At 71.9% G+C, this 15,515-nt stretch carries 13 protein-coding genes; 7 read left to right on the top strand and 6 right to left on the bottom strand.

The window, feature by feature from the left end; genetic code table 11:
• Positions 1 to 990: 990 nt before the first annotated feature.
• Positions 991 to 1,791 carry an Fpg/Nei family DNA glycosylase gene (locus tag D5S19_RS24165; RefSeq protein WP_120025688.1) on the bottom strand — a complete coding sequence of 267 codons (801 nt, stop codon included), beginning with the start codon at positions 1,789 to 1,791 and terminating at the stop codon, positions 991 to 993.
• 3 nt (positions 1,792 to 1,794) lie between these two features.
• Positions 1,795 to 2,643, bottom strand: a complete 849-nt coding sequence (locus D5S19_RS24170; RefSeq protein WP_120025689.1) for a ParA family protein — start codon at positions 2,641 to 2,643, stop codon at positions 1,795 to 1,797.
• A 112-nt stretch (positions 2,644 to 2,755) separates the two neighbouring features.
• Here D5S19_RS24170 and D5S19_RS24175 point away from each other — a divergent pair, with 112 nt between their 5' ends.
• From D5S19_RS24175 to D5S19_RS24185, 3 genes are all read left to right on the top strand, one after another.
• A complete protein-coding gene (locus D5S19_RS24175) occupies positions 2,756 to 3,487 on the top strand; it encodes a methyltransferase domain-containing protein (RefSeq protein WP_120025690.1) in 732 nt (243 codons plus the stop codon).
• A 99-nt stretch (positions 3,488 to 3,586) separates the two neighbouring features.
• Positions 3,587 to 4,906 (top strand): DNA polymerase IV, encoded by a 1,320-nt coding sequence (gene dinB / locus D5S19_RS24180; protein ID WP_120025711.1) that lies wholly within the window; start codon positions 3,587 to 3,589, stop codon positions 4,904 to 4,906.
• Between the two features lie 471 nt (positions 4,907 to 5,377).
• Positions 5,378 to 5,788, top strand: coding sequence for a DUF3040 domain-containing protein (locus D5S19_RS24185; protein ID WP_120025691.1), 411 nt, complete (start codon positions 5,378 to 5,380; stop codon positions 5,786 to 5,788).
• A gap of 505 nt (positions 5,789 to 6,293) precedes the next feature.
• Here D5S19_RS24185 and D5S19_RS24190 read toward each other — a convergent pair.
• The 3 genes from D5S19_RS24190 to D5S19_RS24200 form a co-directional block, all read right to left on the bottom strand.
• Positions 6,294 to 8,825 carry a transglutaminase family protein gene (locus D5S19_RS24190; protein WP_120025692.1) on the bottom strand — a complete coding sequence of 844 codons (2,532 nt, stop codon included), beginning with the start codon at positions 8,823 to 8,825 and terminating at the stop codon, positions 6,294 to 6,296.
• Between the two features lie 469 nt (positions 8,826 to 9,294).
• The gene (locus D5S19_RS24195) at positions 9,295 to 10,566 is read right to left on the bottom strand and encodes a DUF58 domain-containing protein (RefSeq protein WP_120025693.1); all 1,272 of its coding nucleotides are present in this window, start codon (positions 10,564 to 10,566) and stop codon (positions 9,295 to 9,297) included.
• Between the two features lie 30 nt (positions 10,567 to 10,596).
• Positions 10,597 to 11,598 (bottom strand): AAA family ATPase, encoded by a 1,002-nt coding sequence (locus D5S19_RS24200; RefSeq protein ID WP_199730676.1) that lies wholly within the window; start codon positions 11,596 to 11,598, stop codon positions 10,597 to 10,599.
• Between the two features lie 306 nt (positions 11,599 to 11,904).
• Here D5S19_RS24200 and D5S19_RS24205 point away from each other — a divergent pair, with 306 nt between their 5' ends.
• From D5S19_RS24205 to D5S19_RS24220, 4 genes are all read left to right on the top strand, one after another.
• The gene (locus D5S19_RS24205; RefSeq protein WP_120025694.1) at positions 11,905 to 12,264 is read left to right on the top strand and encodes a hypothetical protein; all 360 of its coding nucleotides are present in this window, start codon (positions 11,905 to 11,907) and stop codon (positions 12,262 to 12,264) included.
• Positions 12,257 to 12,799, top strand: coding sequence for a DUF3558 family protein (locus D5S19_RS24210; RefSeq protein WP_120025695.1), 543 nt, complete (start codon positions 12,257 to 12,259; stop codon positions 12,797 to 12,799). The genes D5S19_RS24205 and D5S19_RS24210 overlap by 8 nt, the downstream gene beginning before the upstream one ends.
• A 72-nt stretch (positions 12,800 to 12,871) precedes the next feature.
• The gene (locus D5S19_RS24215) at positions 12,872 to 13,396 is read left to right on the top strand and encodes a PPE domain-containing protein (protein WP_120025713.1); all 525 of its coding nucleotides are present in this window, start codon (positions 12,872 to 12,874) and stop codon (positions 13,394 to 13,396) included.
• Positions 13,393 to 14,097, top strand: a complete 705-nt coding sequence (locus D5S19_RS24220) for an ESX secretion-associated protein EspG (RefSeq protein WP_120025696.1) — start codon at positions 13,393 to 13,395, stop codon at positions 14,095 to 14,097. Before D5S19_RS24215 ends, D5S19_RS24220 begins: the two co-directional genes overlap by 4 nt.
• Here the strand turns inward: D5S19_RS24220 and D5S19_RS24225 are convergent.
• A complete protein-coding gene (locus D5S19_RS24225) occupies positions 13,989 to 15,326 on the bottom strand; it encodes a glycosyltransferase 87 family protein (protein ID WP_120025697.1) in 1,338 nt (445 codons plus the stop codon). The two genes, D5S19_RS24220 and D5S19_RS24225, sit on opposite strands and share 109 nt — an antisense overlap.
• Between the last annotated feature and the right edge of the window lie 189 nt (positions 15,327 to 15,515).

Raw genomic sequence — 15,515 nt, forward strand, 5'->3', positions numbered from 1 at the left:
CCGCTACGAGCGCAAGGCCGCCCATTTCCTGGGTTTCACCCAGCTGGCCTGCGCAGTGATCTGCTACCGCCGAGCCGTCAAGCTGGATCTTGTGACCCACAACAACCCCAAATGAGATGTGGTCTTATGCGCGGACAGGCTCGGCCCACGTACGGACACCCCGGCCCAGGCAAGGAGGACCTGGCCTGCGCGCGGACGACTTGGCTCACGCATGGAGGACCTGGCTCACGCGCGGACGGTTTGGCTCGCGCACCAGCGACCTGGCTCGTGCACGAACGACCTGGCTCACGCGGACGACTTGGCTCACGCACGGACAACCTGGCTCACGCGGACGACTTGGCTCACGCACGGACAACCTGGCTCATGCACGGACAACCTGGCTCACGCGGACGACTTGGCTCACGCACGGACAACATGGCTCGTGCGCGGACGGCCGACCCACGCACCACCTGCACCGCCCTGCCCTCAGCCCAGTACCGAGGCCATCCTCAGCCCCAGCGCCCAGGCGAACTCCAGCGCGGAGGCCTACCCGGAGCCCAGGCCGAACCCCAACGCCCAGGCGACCTCCAGCGCGGAGGCCAAACCCCAGCGCCCAGGCCAAACCCCGGAGCCGAGGCCAAACCCCAGCGCGGAGGCCAAACCCCGGTGCCGGAAAAGGGAAACCCCCGGGGTGCCTCCTGAATGCCGTCATGCATCCAGGCCCGAGCCGGACTGGTGCTCGAGAACCCCGGGAGCCCGATGACTGCCTGGTCTTCACTCTCAGGCAGCACGCGAAGCAGGCGATGAGCCGAAGGTGGCTCGGGTTGTATCCCTGCTCAAAGTCCCTTACGCGTGCCATCCGCTAGCGGACAGCCACCTCACGAGTCCTGTGTGAATACAACTTAGGACCACCTCCTTTCCCGTGTACTGCCACGCTAACCGGGAACCGAGCGGTCCGGCAACATCATTTCCCGGTCCGCCCCCTCACCCCGCCCCGAGGCCGCCGCGTGCTCACGACGGCGCAGGTCCGGGCTGGCAGTGCGGGCAGAACCAGGCGGGCCGTTGATACTCCGCGGCGCCCTGGGTGCGCACCAGTACCGCGCCGCCGCAGCGGAAGCAGCCCTGCCGGGTGCGTTCGTACACCCAGGTACGCCTGCCCCTCCGAGAATCGCCGGTGGTGATCTGCTCGTGCCGCCAGGCGTTGGTCAGCAGCAGCTTCCTCGCCAGCGCCACCGCTCGCGCGGAGTCCACTTCGGACACCGGCGTCCACGGGGAGACGCCGAGCAGGAAGCAGATCTCGGTCTTGTACAGGTTCCCCACCCCGGCCAGCACCCGCTGGTCCAGCAGGGCGTCGCCGAGTTCCCGGTCCGGCCGGGCGGTCAGGTTCGCCGCGGCGGTTCCGGCGTGCTCGTCCGTCCACTGTGGATCGAGCAGGTCCGGTCCGAGGTGTGCGACGAGTCCGGCCTCTTCTTCGGTGGGCAGCAAGGCCAGGTCGTGCAGCCGGAAACCGACGGCCTCCATGTCGGCGGTCCGCAGCACCACCCGCGCGTAGTGCGCGGGCATCGGCCACTTCGCGCCCACCGGGTGCATCCGCCAGCTGCCGTCCATCCGCAGGTGACTGTGCAGGCTGAGACCGCCGGAGAACCGGGTGAACAGGTGTTTGCCGACCGTCCGGACCCCGAGCACCTGGCGCCCGCTGACGTCTGCGGTGGCCAGCGCGGGATGCCGGAATTCGCTGCGCACCAAGGTTTTTCCGGCCAGTGCGCGGTCGAGTAGCTTCCCGGTGAGGAAGACCGTGTCGCCCTCGGGCACGGCTCAGCCCGCGTTCTCGGACACTTCCGCGGGAGCGTCCTCATCGCCGGCGACGCGGTGCCGTCCGGCGCGGGACGAGCGGAGGATCTTCGCCAGCACCATGTTGAACGTCAGGGCGATCTCCTGGGCGCCAGGGGAGTGCCACTCGTGAATCGGGCTGCACGCGCCCTGAGCCTGTTGCACGGCCAGCCGGTCCGGGATCGCGGTGGGCATCACCAGCGACCCGAAGTTCTCCCGCAGCTCGGCCACCCGAAACTGATGCTCGTACGAGCGTACGCGCAGCTTGTTCACCAGCACTCCGAGCGGACGCAGCGAGGGGTTCTGCTCCTGCTTGATCCGCTCGATCGCTTCCAGGGCACGCTGCGCGCCGGCGACCGCGTACATGGTGGGCTCGGTGACGATCACCGCACTGTCGGCGGCCACCAGCGCGGACTTCGTGAGCCTGCCGAGCGACGGTGGGCAGTCGAGGACCACCAGCTCGTACGGCTCTTCGTGAAGCGGGTTCTGGTGGAGCTCGTCGAGCGCGCGCGACAGATTCTCCAGGCGACGCTCGTCCGCGTCGGGCTCGTTGAGCTGCTCCAGCTCCTCCGCGCCGACGAGTACGTCGATCTGGTCGCTCCACACGCTGGGTGCGATGGCTCGTTCGAGGACCACGCGCGTGGGGGTCTCCAGCACGTCGGCGAGCGTCGCGTCGGTGTACGGCGGATCGAGCGAGGTGGTGGCGTTGCCCTGTGGATCGAGGTCGGCGACGAGGGCGTGGGTACCCCTACGGAGAGCGGCCGAGGCGATACCGAGCGCTACCGTCGTTTTGCCGACACCGCCCTTGAGGCTGAGAACCGCGACCGTGTGCACTCGACACAGCCTACGGCCCGCGCGCCCGGACGGTAGTCCGGAAGGTGGCGAAAGCCGCTACGACTCCCACGCGGATCACGTCGCGTGACCGGCGGCCACTACCCTGTCCGCCATGAACACGGACATCGTGGCTGCCCGGGGCTCGGGTGCTGTTCGCCGCGCGCTCGAAGCGGAGCTGCGCGCGGCCCGCGCGCGCGGTGTGGAGCAGCCGGTCGTCGTCGATGTCGGCGGCGGGAGTGGCGGCTGGGCGGTGCCCTTCGCTTCGGCTGGGTGCTTGGTCACTGTCGTCGAGCCGAATCCCAACGCGCGTGCGACGCTGCTTCGCCGGGCTGTGGAAGAGGGCGTCGCGCAGCGGATCACCGTTGTCGCAGACGACTCCGACGCGCTGGCTGCGCACGTACCCGCGGGCTCTGCGGACCTGGTGCTCGCCCACGGTCTCCTCGAAGTCGTGGACGACCCGCGCGCCGTCCTGGCCGCTCTCGCCGCTGCAGTCGCCCAGGGCGGGGCAGTGTCGGTGCTGGTCGCCAATCGAAATGCGGCTGTGCTGCACCGCGCGCTCACGGGTCGGGTCGCCGACGCGCATCGGCTCCTCACGGACGCCGACGGCGTTGTGCCGGGGGAGCGGGACATGGTGCTGCGCCGCTACGACAGCGCGGGCCTCACCGACGCGCTCGTCGCCGCGGGCCTGGAAGTCACGCTGTTGCAAGGCGATCGGGTCATCGCCGACATCGTGCCCGGCGAGGTGCGGGAAGAGGAACTTGAGGACTTCGAACTTGCCGCGGCGGCGATCCCGGCCCTGCGCGACGTCGCCGGGCGGCTGCACGCGATTGCCCGCCGGAGCTGACCCGGCTCTTTTCGGTCGCTGACCTGGTCCTCCCCGAAATTGTCGGGGATGGCCGGTAGCGTCGCCGGGGTGGGGAGAAACACCGAACTGCCGAGCGGGATGGCCCGCTACCGTGTCGCTGCGGGCGCGCCCGCGCCGGACGATGCCGGATGCGTGATCCTGCATGTGGACATGGACGCCTTCTTCGTGTCCTGTGAGCTGCGGACCCGTCCGGAGCTGGTGGACCGGCCGGTGGTGGTGTCCGGTGGCGGGCCCCGCTCGGTGGTGGCCGCGGCCAGCTACCCGGCGCGGCGGTACGGGGTGCGCTCGGCCATGCCGTTCGCCACCGCGAAACGGTTGTGCCCGCAGCTGGTCTGCCTCCAGCCGACGCCCGGGTTGTACCGCGAGGTCTCGGACGGGGTGCTGGGGATCTTCCGGGAACTGACGCCGCTCGTCGAGCCGCTGAGCCTGGACGAGGCTTTCCTGGACGTCGGCGGGGCATTGCGGCGGCTCGGGTCGACCCCGGCGCGGCTCGGCGCGCGGATCCGGGAGCGGGTGCAGGCCGAGCACGGGATCACCTGCTCGGTCGGGGTGGCGAAGGTGAAATTCGTGGCCAAACTCGCGTCCGGCATGGCCAAACCGGACGGGATGGTGGTGGTCCCGGCGGCCGAGACGCTGTCGTTCCTGCACCCGCTGCCGGTGTCCGCGCTGTGGGGCGTGGGAAAGCGGACCGAGGAGGTGGTGCGGCGGCACGGCTGGGCCACCGTCGCGGACATCGCGACGGCCCCGCCCGCCCGGCTGCGGCGCGCGCTGGGCCGTGCGGCCGGCGAACACCTGTGGGCGCTGGCCAATGGGCACGACGATCGAGCCGTGGTCCCGGAAACGGCGGAGAAGTCGATCGGTGCGGAACACACTTTCGAGGTCGACGTCGTCGACCGCGCCGAGCTGGCGGTGGAGCTCTTACGGCTGTCCGAGCGGGTCGGTGCCACGCTGCGTTCCCGCGCCCTGCGCGGGCGGACGGTGTCGATCAAGGTTCGCTTCGCCGACTTCCAGACCATCACCCGCGCCCGCACCCTGCCCGTCGCCACCGACGTTGCCCGCGAGATTCACCACACTGCCGTCGACCTGCTGACCGAGCATGCCCCCACGGGTCCGGTCCGCCTGATCGGCGTCCGCCTGGAAGCCCTGGAAACCGACGCCGACGGCCAGCAGCTGTCCTTCGCCTCCCCCGAGCCCCGCTGGCGCGACGCGGAACTGGCCGCCGACGTGGCCCGCTCGCGCTTCGGTACCGCGGCGGTCCGGCCCGCCTCGCTGCTGTCCCCGACGTCGTCGTCGAGGTCCCCGATGTCGCCCCTGCCGTCGAAATCGCTGGGGTCGTCGAGGTCGCGGGGGGAGGGTGCGCTTGAGTCACCACCGGCTCGTGGCACCTCGTCCGGGTGAGGTTCGTGGGGGCTTGGTACCGGGAAGCGCGGGTTGGTCCAGGCCGCCGCCGGTCCGGCCGGATCCTGCGCCGACTCGCTCAACGCGTCCGAATCCTGTGCCAACCCACGCTTCCCCTCGCCGGGCACCGTGCCCTCCGTCTCACTGCCGCACAAGCGAGCGGCACGACATGCCACCGACCCCCTCGATTCGGTCACGAACAGTCACCGGGATGATGCGAATGGGCGTCCCCGGACATCCGTGGACGGTCAACGGACCCGCGGCAGAGAGTGCGAACGGGCACTGTGACCCAGCGTCAATCCTGGCCGAAGGGGATTTTCCCCCGATTCGATCTGTTCCGGAACCGGGATCGGGTAGTCGGACGAGCGCGGGGCTCGTATCCTGGACAGTGCCACCCCGCCTGGGGTTGGCTATTGGGTCCAGGACGTTGCGCGGCCCGGCGCCCGCGACAGCTGTGCCGGAGGAGGAAAGATGCCACTCTCCGAGCATGAGCAGCGGCTGCTCGACCAGATCGAGCGCGAGCTCTATGCCGAGGACCCCAAGTTCGCATCCACGGTGCGTGGCACCCGGTTGCGCCGTCCCGCGCGCCGTCGGCGCGTCCAGGGAATAGCCCTCTTCGTCGTGGGGGTTGCGCTGCTGGTGCTCGGTGTGGTGCTGCCCGTGCTGCGGGTCGCCGACATCCCGGTGGTCAGCGTGCTCGGGTTCCTCGTGATGTTCTTCGGGGTCATGCTGGCCGTCACGTCGCTGCGCCACAGCGAGAGCAGCGGCAAGAACGCACCGAGCGGCGGGGGCGGGGGCAGCGGCGGGAAGCAGCCGAGCCGCAAGAGTTCGTTCACCCAGCGCATGGAGGAACGGTTCCGCCAGCGCTTCGAGGAGCAATAGCCTTCGACCTCCGGGATCCGCGCTTCACCCACCAGGGTGGAGCGCGGTTTCTCGTGCGTCCGAGCCGAGCCGAGCCGAGCCGAGCCGAGCCGGGCTGAGCCGAGCCGGGCTGAGCTGCGCGGTCGGGCGGATGGGCGGTCATCCGGGTCGTGCGGGGGCGGGCTGCGCGGTCATCCGGCCGGGCCAGGCGCTGGCTGCTCGATCCGGGTGCGGGCAGAGGCGCGATGGTTCGCACGGGTGGCCCAGGTGCGCGACCGTCCGGGCGGCGCGGTGGTTGAGTTGGGCGGCCGTCCGGAACAGCGCGGTGGCCGAGCCGCGCGGTGTCCAGCCGGGGGCGCGGGCCGAACCACGCGCCGCCCCGATAAAAGCAGGGCTTGAAAGGCGCGACCGCCCACATGGCACAGAGCCGAGCCGCGCAACCGTCCGAACATCACGAAGGCCGAAGCCGCACAATCGCCCGGACAGCGCGGAAGCCGAGGCCGCGCAACCGCCCCGGGTTGACCGGTCAGCGGTCCCGGCGCAGCACCGAGCGGGGAAAGAGCCGTCCGCGCAGCGAAAGCGGCGCCGTGCGGCGCAGGCCGGCGCGTAGCCGCTCGAAGGCCGGGGCCAGAGCCGGTTCAGGTTCGGACGTATTGCTGTACCAGCTGCGTTCGACCGCGCCGAGCACCACGCGCAGGTCTTCGCGGCCCTCGTCGTCGAGGTGGTTGCGGTCGGCGATCTTGCCGCCCGCCACACGCACCGTGTCGCTGTCGGGGATCGGCACCCCGCGGTCGGCGCATTCGGCTTTTAGCTCGCGCCAGGCGGCGTCGGCGGAATCGGGCGCGTGGGTGGCGATCGTCTGCAGACGGCGGCGGCGGAACAGGTCCCGCATCGCAGCCGGGCCGCCCACGGTGCCGAGCACCAGCACCACCAGCAGCGCGAACCACCAGGCGACGAGACCGGCCAGGAATCCGATCGCGGCCACGAAAAGCACCCCGGCGGCCAGCGGCAGCCACAGCACCGCCACCCGCGGCGGAGCAGGCGCGGCCGCCAGCAGATCGCCGGGCGGCGGTGACAGCCCGGACACCGTGCCGCTGCCGGGTTCCGGACGGCGCCGCAGCAGGTACGACGTCACCACCGCGGCTCCGCCCATGACGGCCAGCGCCAGTGCCAGCCAGGCGAGCCAGCCGTCCGGCGAACCGTTGTTCACCGGGGACGCCGGAGCGGCCTGATTCTGCTGCTTGTCGGGCGTGGCCCCGCTCGACGGGCCGGCGCTGCGTGACGTGGCCGGCAGATCGTCCGTGGCATTGGGCTGTTGCTGACCCTGGTTGTTCTGCTGCAGGTACGGCGGAACGATGCCGCGCCCGTCGGCGAGCGGTGTCGGGTCGAAGGTGACCCAGCCCTGGTCGCCGAAGTACGCCTCGACCCACGCGTGCGCGTCCTGCGAGCCGATCGACTGGTAATCGCCCTTCTGCACGCCCGGCGTGAAGCCGATGGCAACCCGCGCGGGTATGTGTGCGACGCGCAGCATCACGGCCATTGCGGAGGCGTACTGCTCGCAGTAGCCGCGCTTGCCGTTGAGGATGAAGTCCGCGAGAGCGTCGGCGTCGGTCGCGTCGGCTGTCTTCGTGTCGTAGACGAAGCCGTTCTGCGGGCTGAAGAACTGCCACAGCGCCGTCGCCCGGTCGAAGTTGTTCGTCTTGCCTGTGATGAGCTGGTCGGTCTTGGAGATCACGCGCTTGTCGACGCCGTTGATCTCGCTGTAGAACGCGGGCACTTCGTCGGACTTCGGCGCAGCCGCGCGCAATTCGTCCGCTGTCGGCTGCTTCAGGGACGCAGTCTCCACGTACCTCGGCGCGGGCTCGCTCTTCGTGGTGAAGACTGCGCCGCTGGTCCGGTCGTACAGCCACTGCGGCGGAACCCCGCGCAACGCTCGCGGCGCGCCGTAGATCGGCAGCCAGTTGTCGACCCAGTTGGTGGGCTGGATCTGGATCTGCCGGGATGTGCCCGTGCCGTCGTCGCCGGGTGCTGCGGGCAGCGTGCTGTTCGCCGCGACGCCGGTCTGCGCCTGGCCGCCGCTGCGCAGGCCCCAGCCCTTGTTGGCGGCGTAGGAGTCGAGGGTGAACGCGCGCATCAGCCGACGGTCCGAGCCGAGGCCGCGGACCTGGAACAGCTCGCTGTTCGCGCCTTGGTCGAGCAGGCCGCGCAGCTGCGTGAACGGCGCGATACCGAACCCGCCGGTGCCTTCACCACTGCCGGGCCCGGAGCCGAACGGGATCTTGCCGACCGTGCCGACCCAGCTGACCCCGCCGCCGAGCATGCCGAGCACCACGGCTGCGGCGACCACCACCACCGGCGCCTGCAGCGCGCGCCCGGCGGACCCGGGTGATTCGCGGTTGCGCCAGCTGCGATGGCGGTGGTTTCCGTCGAGCACGAGCAACCCGGCGAAGGCCACCGCGCCGAGCACGAACGTCCACCAGGGCAGCATTTCCTCGGACAGCGCGGCCGGCACGGCGTACACGCACAGCAGGACGAGCCCGGTGGCCGCCGGTGCCGAAGCGGCGACCGCGAGCGTGTCGACGAGGACTGCGACCAGCCCGATCGCGATGGTGATCAGGCAGAGAATCGGCTGGGTGCCGTCGATCGGCGGCAGCCCGGTGCGGATCTGCTCGGCCGAGGCCGCGAGCGTGGCCTGTAATTCGGCGAACGCCGTCGGCCCGGGGAAGATCGTGAGCACGCCCTGCGTGGTGAACGCCCCGGTGATCAGGAAAAGCAGGGCCAGCAGCTGCCCGAGCCCGGTCACCACGGTCGGCGCGCGCAGCGACCGCAGCGCCAGCCCGGTGGCGGCGACCAGCACCACCGCGACGACGACGTAGCCGAACCACGCCCACCCGGCGACCATGCTGGTCAACGACGTGGCCGCGCAGAGCGTGGCGACCCCGGCCGCGATCGGCGGGAGCAGACTGTCTTTCCACGCGGCAGGCGGCTCCGGCGCCCGGGGGGCGGGCGTGTGCGGAATCGGCGGCGCCGCGGGGGGAGGGGGCGAGGTGGTGGTCATCGAAGCCCTCCGGCCGGGCGCTTCCGGCTCCGGTGGCGCGGCCCCGGAACCACGACGGGGCCATTGTGGACGGTCGGGTCGGCGCGGACGCAGAGGTGCGGCGTGGTGCTTTCCTGGCGCGGCAATGAGACGTGGACGGCGGTATCGCGTTGGCCGTTGCGGGGGCGGTTGTGGCTGGGAAGCCGGGCCGAGTTCGCGATCGTCGCCGGCTGACCACTGCTGTGGGGTCGCGTGGTGTGGTGGCCGTGCTTGGGACGCCGCGTCGGTTCTGCACCGGCGACCGGCAGGGCAGTGCGGTGGTCGGGGCGAGGGAAGATGCGGCAATGACTGCCGGTGAGAACCCGCTCCGGTCGCGCAGACTGGCCCGGACGCGCCTGCCGCGCCTCGTGCGCCGTAACCGCTCCCGCAGCCGGCACCGACGAGCCCCCGAGCCCGGAAAGCCGGTCACCCCACCGGCCGGAAATCCCGGTCATGACGTGCCGCCGATCATCGCCGAGCGGTCGATGCCGGTGTGGCAGAGCTGCTCCCACACCTGGGCCATCGGGGTCTGCGGGCCGGCGATCACGACGCCCCAGCCGGCGGCGCGCAGCAGGCGGGCGGAGTCCTCGGTCGCGGCGGGCAGGTGGTCCGTGGGTGTGCCGCTCGCCCAGCCCGGCGTGTCCATCAGGACGGCGAGGCTGCGGATTCCGCGCGGGCGGTACCTGGTCAGCTCGTGCACGGACTCCGCGCTCACCGTGCCGAGTATCGCGATCAGCTCCTGCCCTTCCGCGGGGTCGTGGCCGAGGGTGACGTCGCGCTGGTGGGCGGTGGTCAGCGCGGCCAGGGCGTCGAGCACGACGTTGTCGTAGCCTTCCCCGCCCTCGCCGGGCAGGTCGGCCAGGGTGTGGCCGTGTTCGGTGACCAGGCGGACGCGGTGGCCGGCGCGGCGCAGGTGCAACGACACGGACGCCGCGAACGACACCGCCCACTCCAGGCTCGCCGCCGGGCCGCTGCCGTGGTGGGCCGCGGCGCGGTGGTCCAGCAGCACCGTCGTGCCGCCGCGCCACGGGCGTTCCTCGACGCGGACCATGATCTCGTCGCGCCGGGCGGTGGAGCGCCAGTGCACCTTCCGCATGTCGTCGCCGGTGCGGTAGTGCCGCACGATGACGTCCGGCTCACCCTGCCCGGAGTGCAGCCGCACGCTGCCGTCGTCGCCCGCGCCGATGCCGGAGCCGCCGGGCAGGCCCCACAGCGGCACCACCCGCGGGACCACCACCAGCCGCGAATGCCCGATCAGCTCCCGGTCGAACTCGCACAGCCCGAACGGATCGGTGATCGTCGCCCGCAGCGGGCCGACCTGCTGGATCCCGCGCAGGCTCGGTTCGAGCGGGTACCGCAGCAGCACCCGCCGGTCGTGCGGCAGCCGCTCGACGACGAACCGCGGCCGCGTGCCCAGCGCGTAGGGCACGCCGTCCTCCAGCAGTACTTCACCGCCGGGCAGCCGCCCGCTGCGCCACAGCTGCAGGTGCGCCTCGCCGGGCGAGCCGACCGCGACCCGCTCGGGCCGCAGCGCCCGCGCCGCGCCCAGCCGCAGCCGGGTGGCGGCGATGTAGGCGGCGACCAGCAACGGCAGCGCGACCACGAAAATCGCCACGCGCAGCAGATCACGCTCGTTGAGCACCAGCGAGCACACCGCGGCCGCGATCCCGGCGGCGAGCAGGCAACGGCCCCGGGTGGTGAGGCCGGACAGCGCGCGGAACATGCGATTTCTCGAATCGGCTAACGGGACGGCTCAGCGGGCCGAGCCCTGGGGAACGGGCACGCGGTGCAGCACGGCCTGCACCACGTCGGTCGCCGAACGCCGCGCGGCGTGCGCCTCGGTGGTCAGCACCAGCCGGTGGGCCAGTACCGGCACCGCGACGGTGTGCAGATCGTCGGGTACCACGTAGTCGCGCCCGGACAGCGCGGCCTGCGCCCGCGCGGCGCGCACCAGGTGCAGGGTGGCCCGCGGCGAGGCACCGAGCCGGATCTCCGGCAGCTGCCGGGTCGCGGCGGCCAGGTCCACCGCGTACCGCCGGACCTCGGGCGCGATGTGCACGGTGCGGACCTTCTCGATCAGCCGCCGCACGGTCGCGCCGTCGGAGACCGGGGTCAGGTCCGCGAGCGGGTCGTGCCCGGCGTGCTCGTCGACCATGGCCAGCTCGGCCTCCTGGTCGGGATAGCCGATGGACACCCGTGTGGTGAAGCGGTCGCGCTGCGCCTCGGGCAGGGCGTAGGTCCCCTCCATCTCGATCGGGTTCTGGGTGGCGATCACCATGAACGGCGCGTCCAGCCGGTAGGTGCTGGTGTCCACCGTGACCTGGTGCTCCTCCAGGCATTCCAGCAGCGCGGACTGGGTTTTCGGGGAGGCGCGGTTGATCTCGTCGCCGACCACGATGTTCGCGAACACCGGGCCGGGCCGGAACTCGAACTCCCCGGTCTGCCGGTTGTAGATGGACACCCCGGTGACGTCGCTGGGCATCAGGTCCGGGGTGAACTGCACCCGGCTGACCGTGCAGTCGATCGAGCGGGCGAGTGCCTTGGCCAGCGAGGTCTTGCCGACCCCCGGCACGTCCTCCACCAGCAGGTGCCCCTCGGCCAGCAGGGTCACCAGCGCGATCCGGATCACCTCGGGCTTGCCGACCAGCACCCGCTCCACGTTCGCGGCGATCCGCCGGGCCGTCTCGTGCAGTTCGTCGAGACCGGCCGCCGGGAACCGCGCCAGCCCATCCGTGGCGGCCCCCGCCGGGTCCACCGGTCCGGACCCGTTTCCCTCCGGTCCGGCCGCGGAAGCGGGCTGGATTCTCGACGTCACTCGACCTCCTGATTGCTGCCGGGGCGCCGACGGTTCGCGTGGCGCCCAGCCTGCCACCCAGTGTGTCAAACTCGGGAGAACTCGGCGGCAGAACCCCGAGAACCTGTGTTGATGACGCTCTGTCATGCATTGTGCTCCGTCATCCGGGTGACAGGTTGGCGTCTTCGGGTGCTCCCGCTGACCCTGTGCGCTGTCGTAGGCTCCTGGTCCGAGGCCGTTGGAGCAACGGAGAGGCGGCACCCGCAGATGATCGAGTCCACCGCGCCGCAGGGCGTACCGGGCCTGACCGCCGGCCGGTTCGCGGTGTCCCCGGAGCTGGCCGGGGCGACCTACGCGAACCTCGGCAAGCTCGGCGACGTGGTCGGCGAACTCGCCCGCGAGGCCGCGGTGCTCGGCCGTTCCGTACCGCTGGGCAGTGGCTACGCCGGGGAGATCGGCGTGTTCATGGCCAAGTACGGCATCGGCCGGGACGGCTCGGCGGCCGACGAGCTTTCCGCTTTCGGCCGGGAGATCGCCGCGCTGCGCGAACGCATCGCGGGCGCACTGCGCAGATACCGCGCGCGAGACGAGGCCTCGGCCGACGGAGTGGACTGCGTCGGTGGCTGATCCCGTGGGCGCGCGCCCGGTCCGATGGGGGCCGGTGGCCGGGGTGGCGGCGTCGTTGTTCCTCCTCGCCGCGTGCGGCCGGGCGCCCGCCGCGTCGCGGGCAAGTTCCACACCTCCGCCTCCGTCTTCGCCATCCTCGACGGCGTCGCTGGCCGCGCTGGATCCGTGCGCGCTGCTATCCCCGGAAGACCGGTCCACGTCCGGGATCACCGCGCTCGGCAAGGCGAAGACGATCGGCGAGGCCCGCGCGTGCGACTGGACCGTGCCCTCGACCTACGGCGTGACCGTCACCCTCGACGAGGCCAACGGACTGGCCAACCTCGACGTGTCCACCGGCAAACGGACCGCGAAAACGGTCGGCACGCACCGGGCGATGCAGGTCACCGGCCGCAACGGGACCTGCGCGGTGCTGCTGTCGGTGAGCGGGTCGAGCAGCGTGCAGGTGGACGTGAGCAACGCGAACTTCGCCGACGTCCCGCTCGCCTGTACCCGGGCGGGGTCCGTGGCCGGACTGGTGGAACACAAGCTGCCCTGACCCCCCGTGCGAGGAGGAAGTGCCGTGCCCGAAACCCCGGTCGTGCCGGAGCCGGTGGCCCGCTACGAGGCGATGAGTCACGCCGCGCTCGCCGCGCAGGTGCACGAAGGCAACGATCCCGCCGCCGCGGGCTCGGCCGGTGCGCGCTGGAGCGAGCTGTCCGGGAAGCTGCGTGATTCGATCGGCAGTCTCACCGCGCTGGCCGCGGACAGCCAGGAGAACTGGCAGGGCGAGACGGGCGACGCGATGCGCGCGGTGCTCGCCAAGGCGGCGGGCTGGCTCGGCGAGACCGCCACAGTGTCCACTGTGGTCGGTGACGCGGTGGCCGGGCAGGCCGAGGTCGCCGCGCGAGCCCGGGCGGAGATGCCGGAACCGGTCGAGTTCGATCCGGCGGCGATGATCCGGTCCGCCGCGGCGAGCGGGGACGTGCTCGAACTGGCCGGCCTGTCCTTCGCCATGGACGTCCGCCGGGAAGCCGCCGAGGCCGCCCGGCAGAAGGCGATCGATGTGCTGCGCACCCGGGACACCGCCTTGCGCGGGCTGGTTCCGCAGGCCGCTTTCCCCGCCGCCCCGGTGCTCGGCTCGGAGCAGGCTTGATCCGGCTGTCGGCGTCCGCGTTCGACATCGTCTGGGACGATCTCGGGCTGGGCCGCCCGCCGGTGCCGCTGGCGGTGCACAGCGTGGGGGAGACCCTCGCCGACCGGGCGGTGATCCGTACCGAGGTGTACCGGAACCTCGGGGAACGAGGCCTGTTCGACGGGCGTCTCGACGCGACGCTGGAGAACCGGTTGCGGCTGCTGGCTTCCGGCACCGTGTACATCTCGTGTGAGGTGCTCGCGGACATGACCGCGGACGAACCGTTCCGCGCGGTGGCCGTACTGCACGGCCGGGAGGCGGCGCTGGCGACCCAGCCGTCCCGCACCATCGGCATGCGCAAGATCGGCGAGAGCGAGCTGGCGTCCGCGATCGTGGACGTGCTGCCGGAATTCGCGCCCGGCCCGGGATATGGCGTACGGCTGCCCGCGGCCGGTGCGGAGACTCCGCTGCGCGGGCGTCAAGGTGAGGAGCTGCGGGCGATCCAGGACCGGCCGGTGTATTCCGCGGGCCAGTTCACCGTCCGGGTCCGCGACCGCGACGGGCGTCTCACCCGCACCGGCGGGGTGACCTGGTTCGACACCGACGCCGGGGCCTACTCGGCCGCGCAGCAGCCGGGCGCCGGTGGCGAGGACTGGGTGACCGTCGCCCCGGTCGACGCGCCGCGGCTGGCCGAACGCGTGCTGGCGCTGGTTCCGGCCTGACCGGTCACCGCGCCGCCGTCCGGATCCGGTGCGCGGCGGCGTGCGACGAACTGCCAGCAGAGAAAACCCAGCCCCAGCAGAAGATAACTGTCACCTATGAGGTGTTCTTGCGGCCCCCAGGTCAGCTCGTGGTCGTTTCGCTGGGGCAGCAGCGAATGCGGGGCGAGGATGAACACCCCGGCGACCGCGGCCAGCCCGGCCGCTCCCCGCCCGCTGGTCGCCCGGGCGGCGAACAGCACGGTCGCCGGGACGATCCACACCCAGTGATGTGACCAGGAAATGGGGGAGCACACCAGTACCACGGTCGCGTTGAGCAGCAGCGCGAGCGGCGCGGCGGCCCGGCGCATGGCGCCGATCCCGAGCAGTAGCGCGGCTATCGTGCCGGTCGCGATCAGCGCCGGCGCGACCGGATGCCCCAGCCCGAGCCGGTTGATCGCGCCCTGGATTGCCTGGTTGGTCGCGAAGGTCGAGCCGCTCATCCCGGACGCCCCGGTCAGCCCGCCGCCGAACCAGTAGGACACGGAAGCCGCCGGGGCGATCGCGAACCCGAGCAGCCCAGCCGTCAGGAACGTCACGACGGTCGTGACCACGGCGCGGAAATCCCGGCGCAGCAGGAAGAACAGCAGGAACCCGGCGGGGGTGATCTTCACCGCCGCGGCGAGCCCGATCAGCACACCGCGCGGGAGCCGGGTTTTCGGCCCCAGGCAGTCGAACACCACCAGCGCCATCAGCACCAGGTTGACCTGCCCGAACCACAGCGTCTCGCGGATCGGTTCGAAGGCCAGCGCCGCCGCCCCGGCCAGCACCGTGGCGAGCAGCGCGGTGCGGCGCCGGGCATGCGGCCGGACCAGCACGTAGATCGTGATACCCAGCGCGGCCAAGGAGACCCCCAGCAGCAGTACCGCGGCCACCGGGGTCGGCGGAGCCGCGAGCACCAGGAACACGACCGCGGCAAACGGCGGGTAGATGAACGGCAGCACCAGCCCGGTCCGGGTCGGCGGCAGCGTGCCGTAGACGTCGTCGCCGTGCGCCAGCGCCTGGGCGCCGTACCGGTAGATCTCCAGGTCGACCGGCCACATTGTGCAGACCGCGGCGAGCACTCCGGCCGCCACCACGGCCGCCGCCAGCACCAGCGCCGGGATCGCCCAGCCACGCGCGGCCACCGCGTCGAGCCACCGGCGCAGCACGGCGGCAAGGGTCGCGGACGCTCGGCGTTCCCCGATCGACATCACCGGATCATCATGCCGCCGTCGCCGTCCCGGCCTGCCCCGGGCCCGGTCGGACGGCCCAGCTCACCTCGGTGCAGGGCTGTGAAGGGACCCTTCACAGCCCTGCACCGAAGCCGCGACACGCGAGCGTCGTGCGGGGGTTCCCCACGGTCCCCCACTTTTCGCTCAGCACCAGGGTGTAGACGGACG

The organism is Amycolatopsis panacis, from assembly GCF_003600245.1.
Taxonomy (GTDB): Bacteria; Actinomycetota; Actinomycetes; order Mycobacteriales; family Pseudonocardiaceae; genus Amycolatopsis; species Amycolatopsis sulphurea.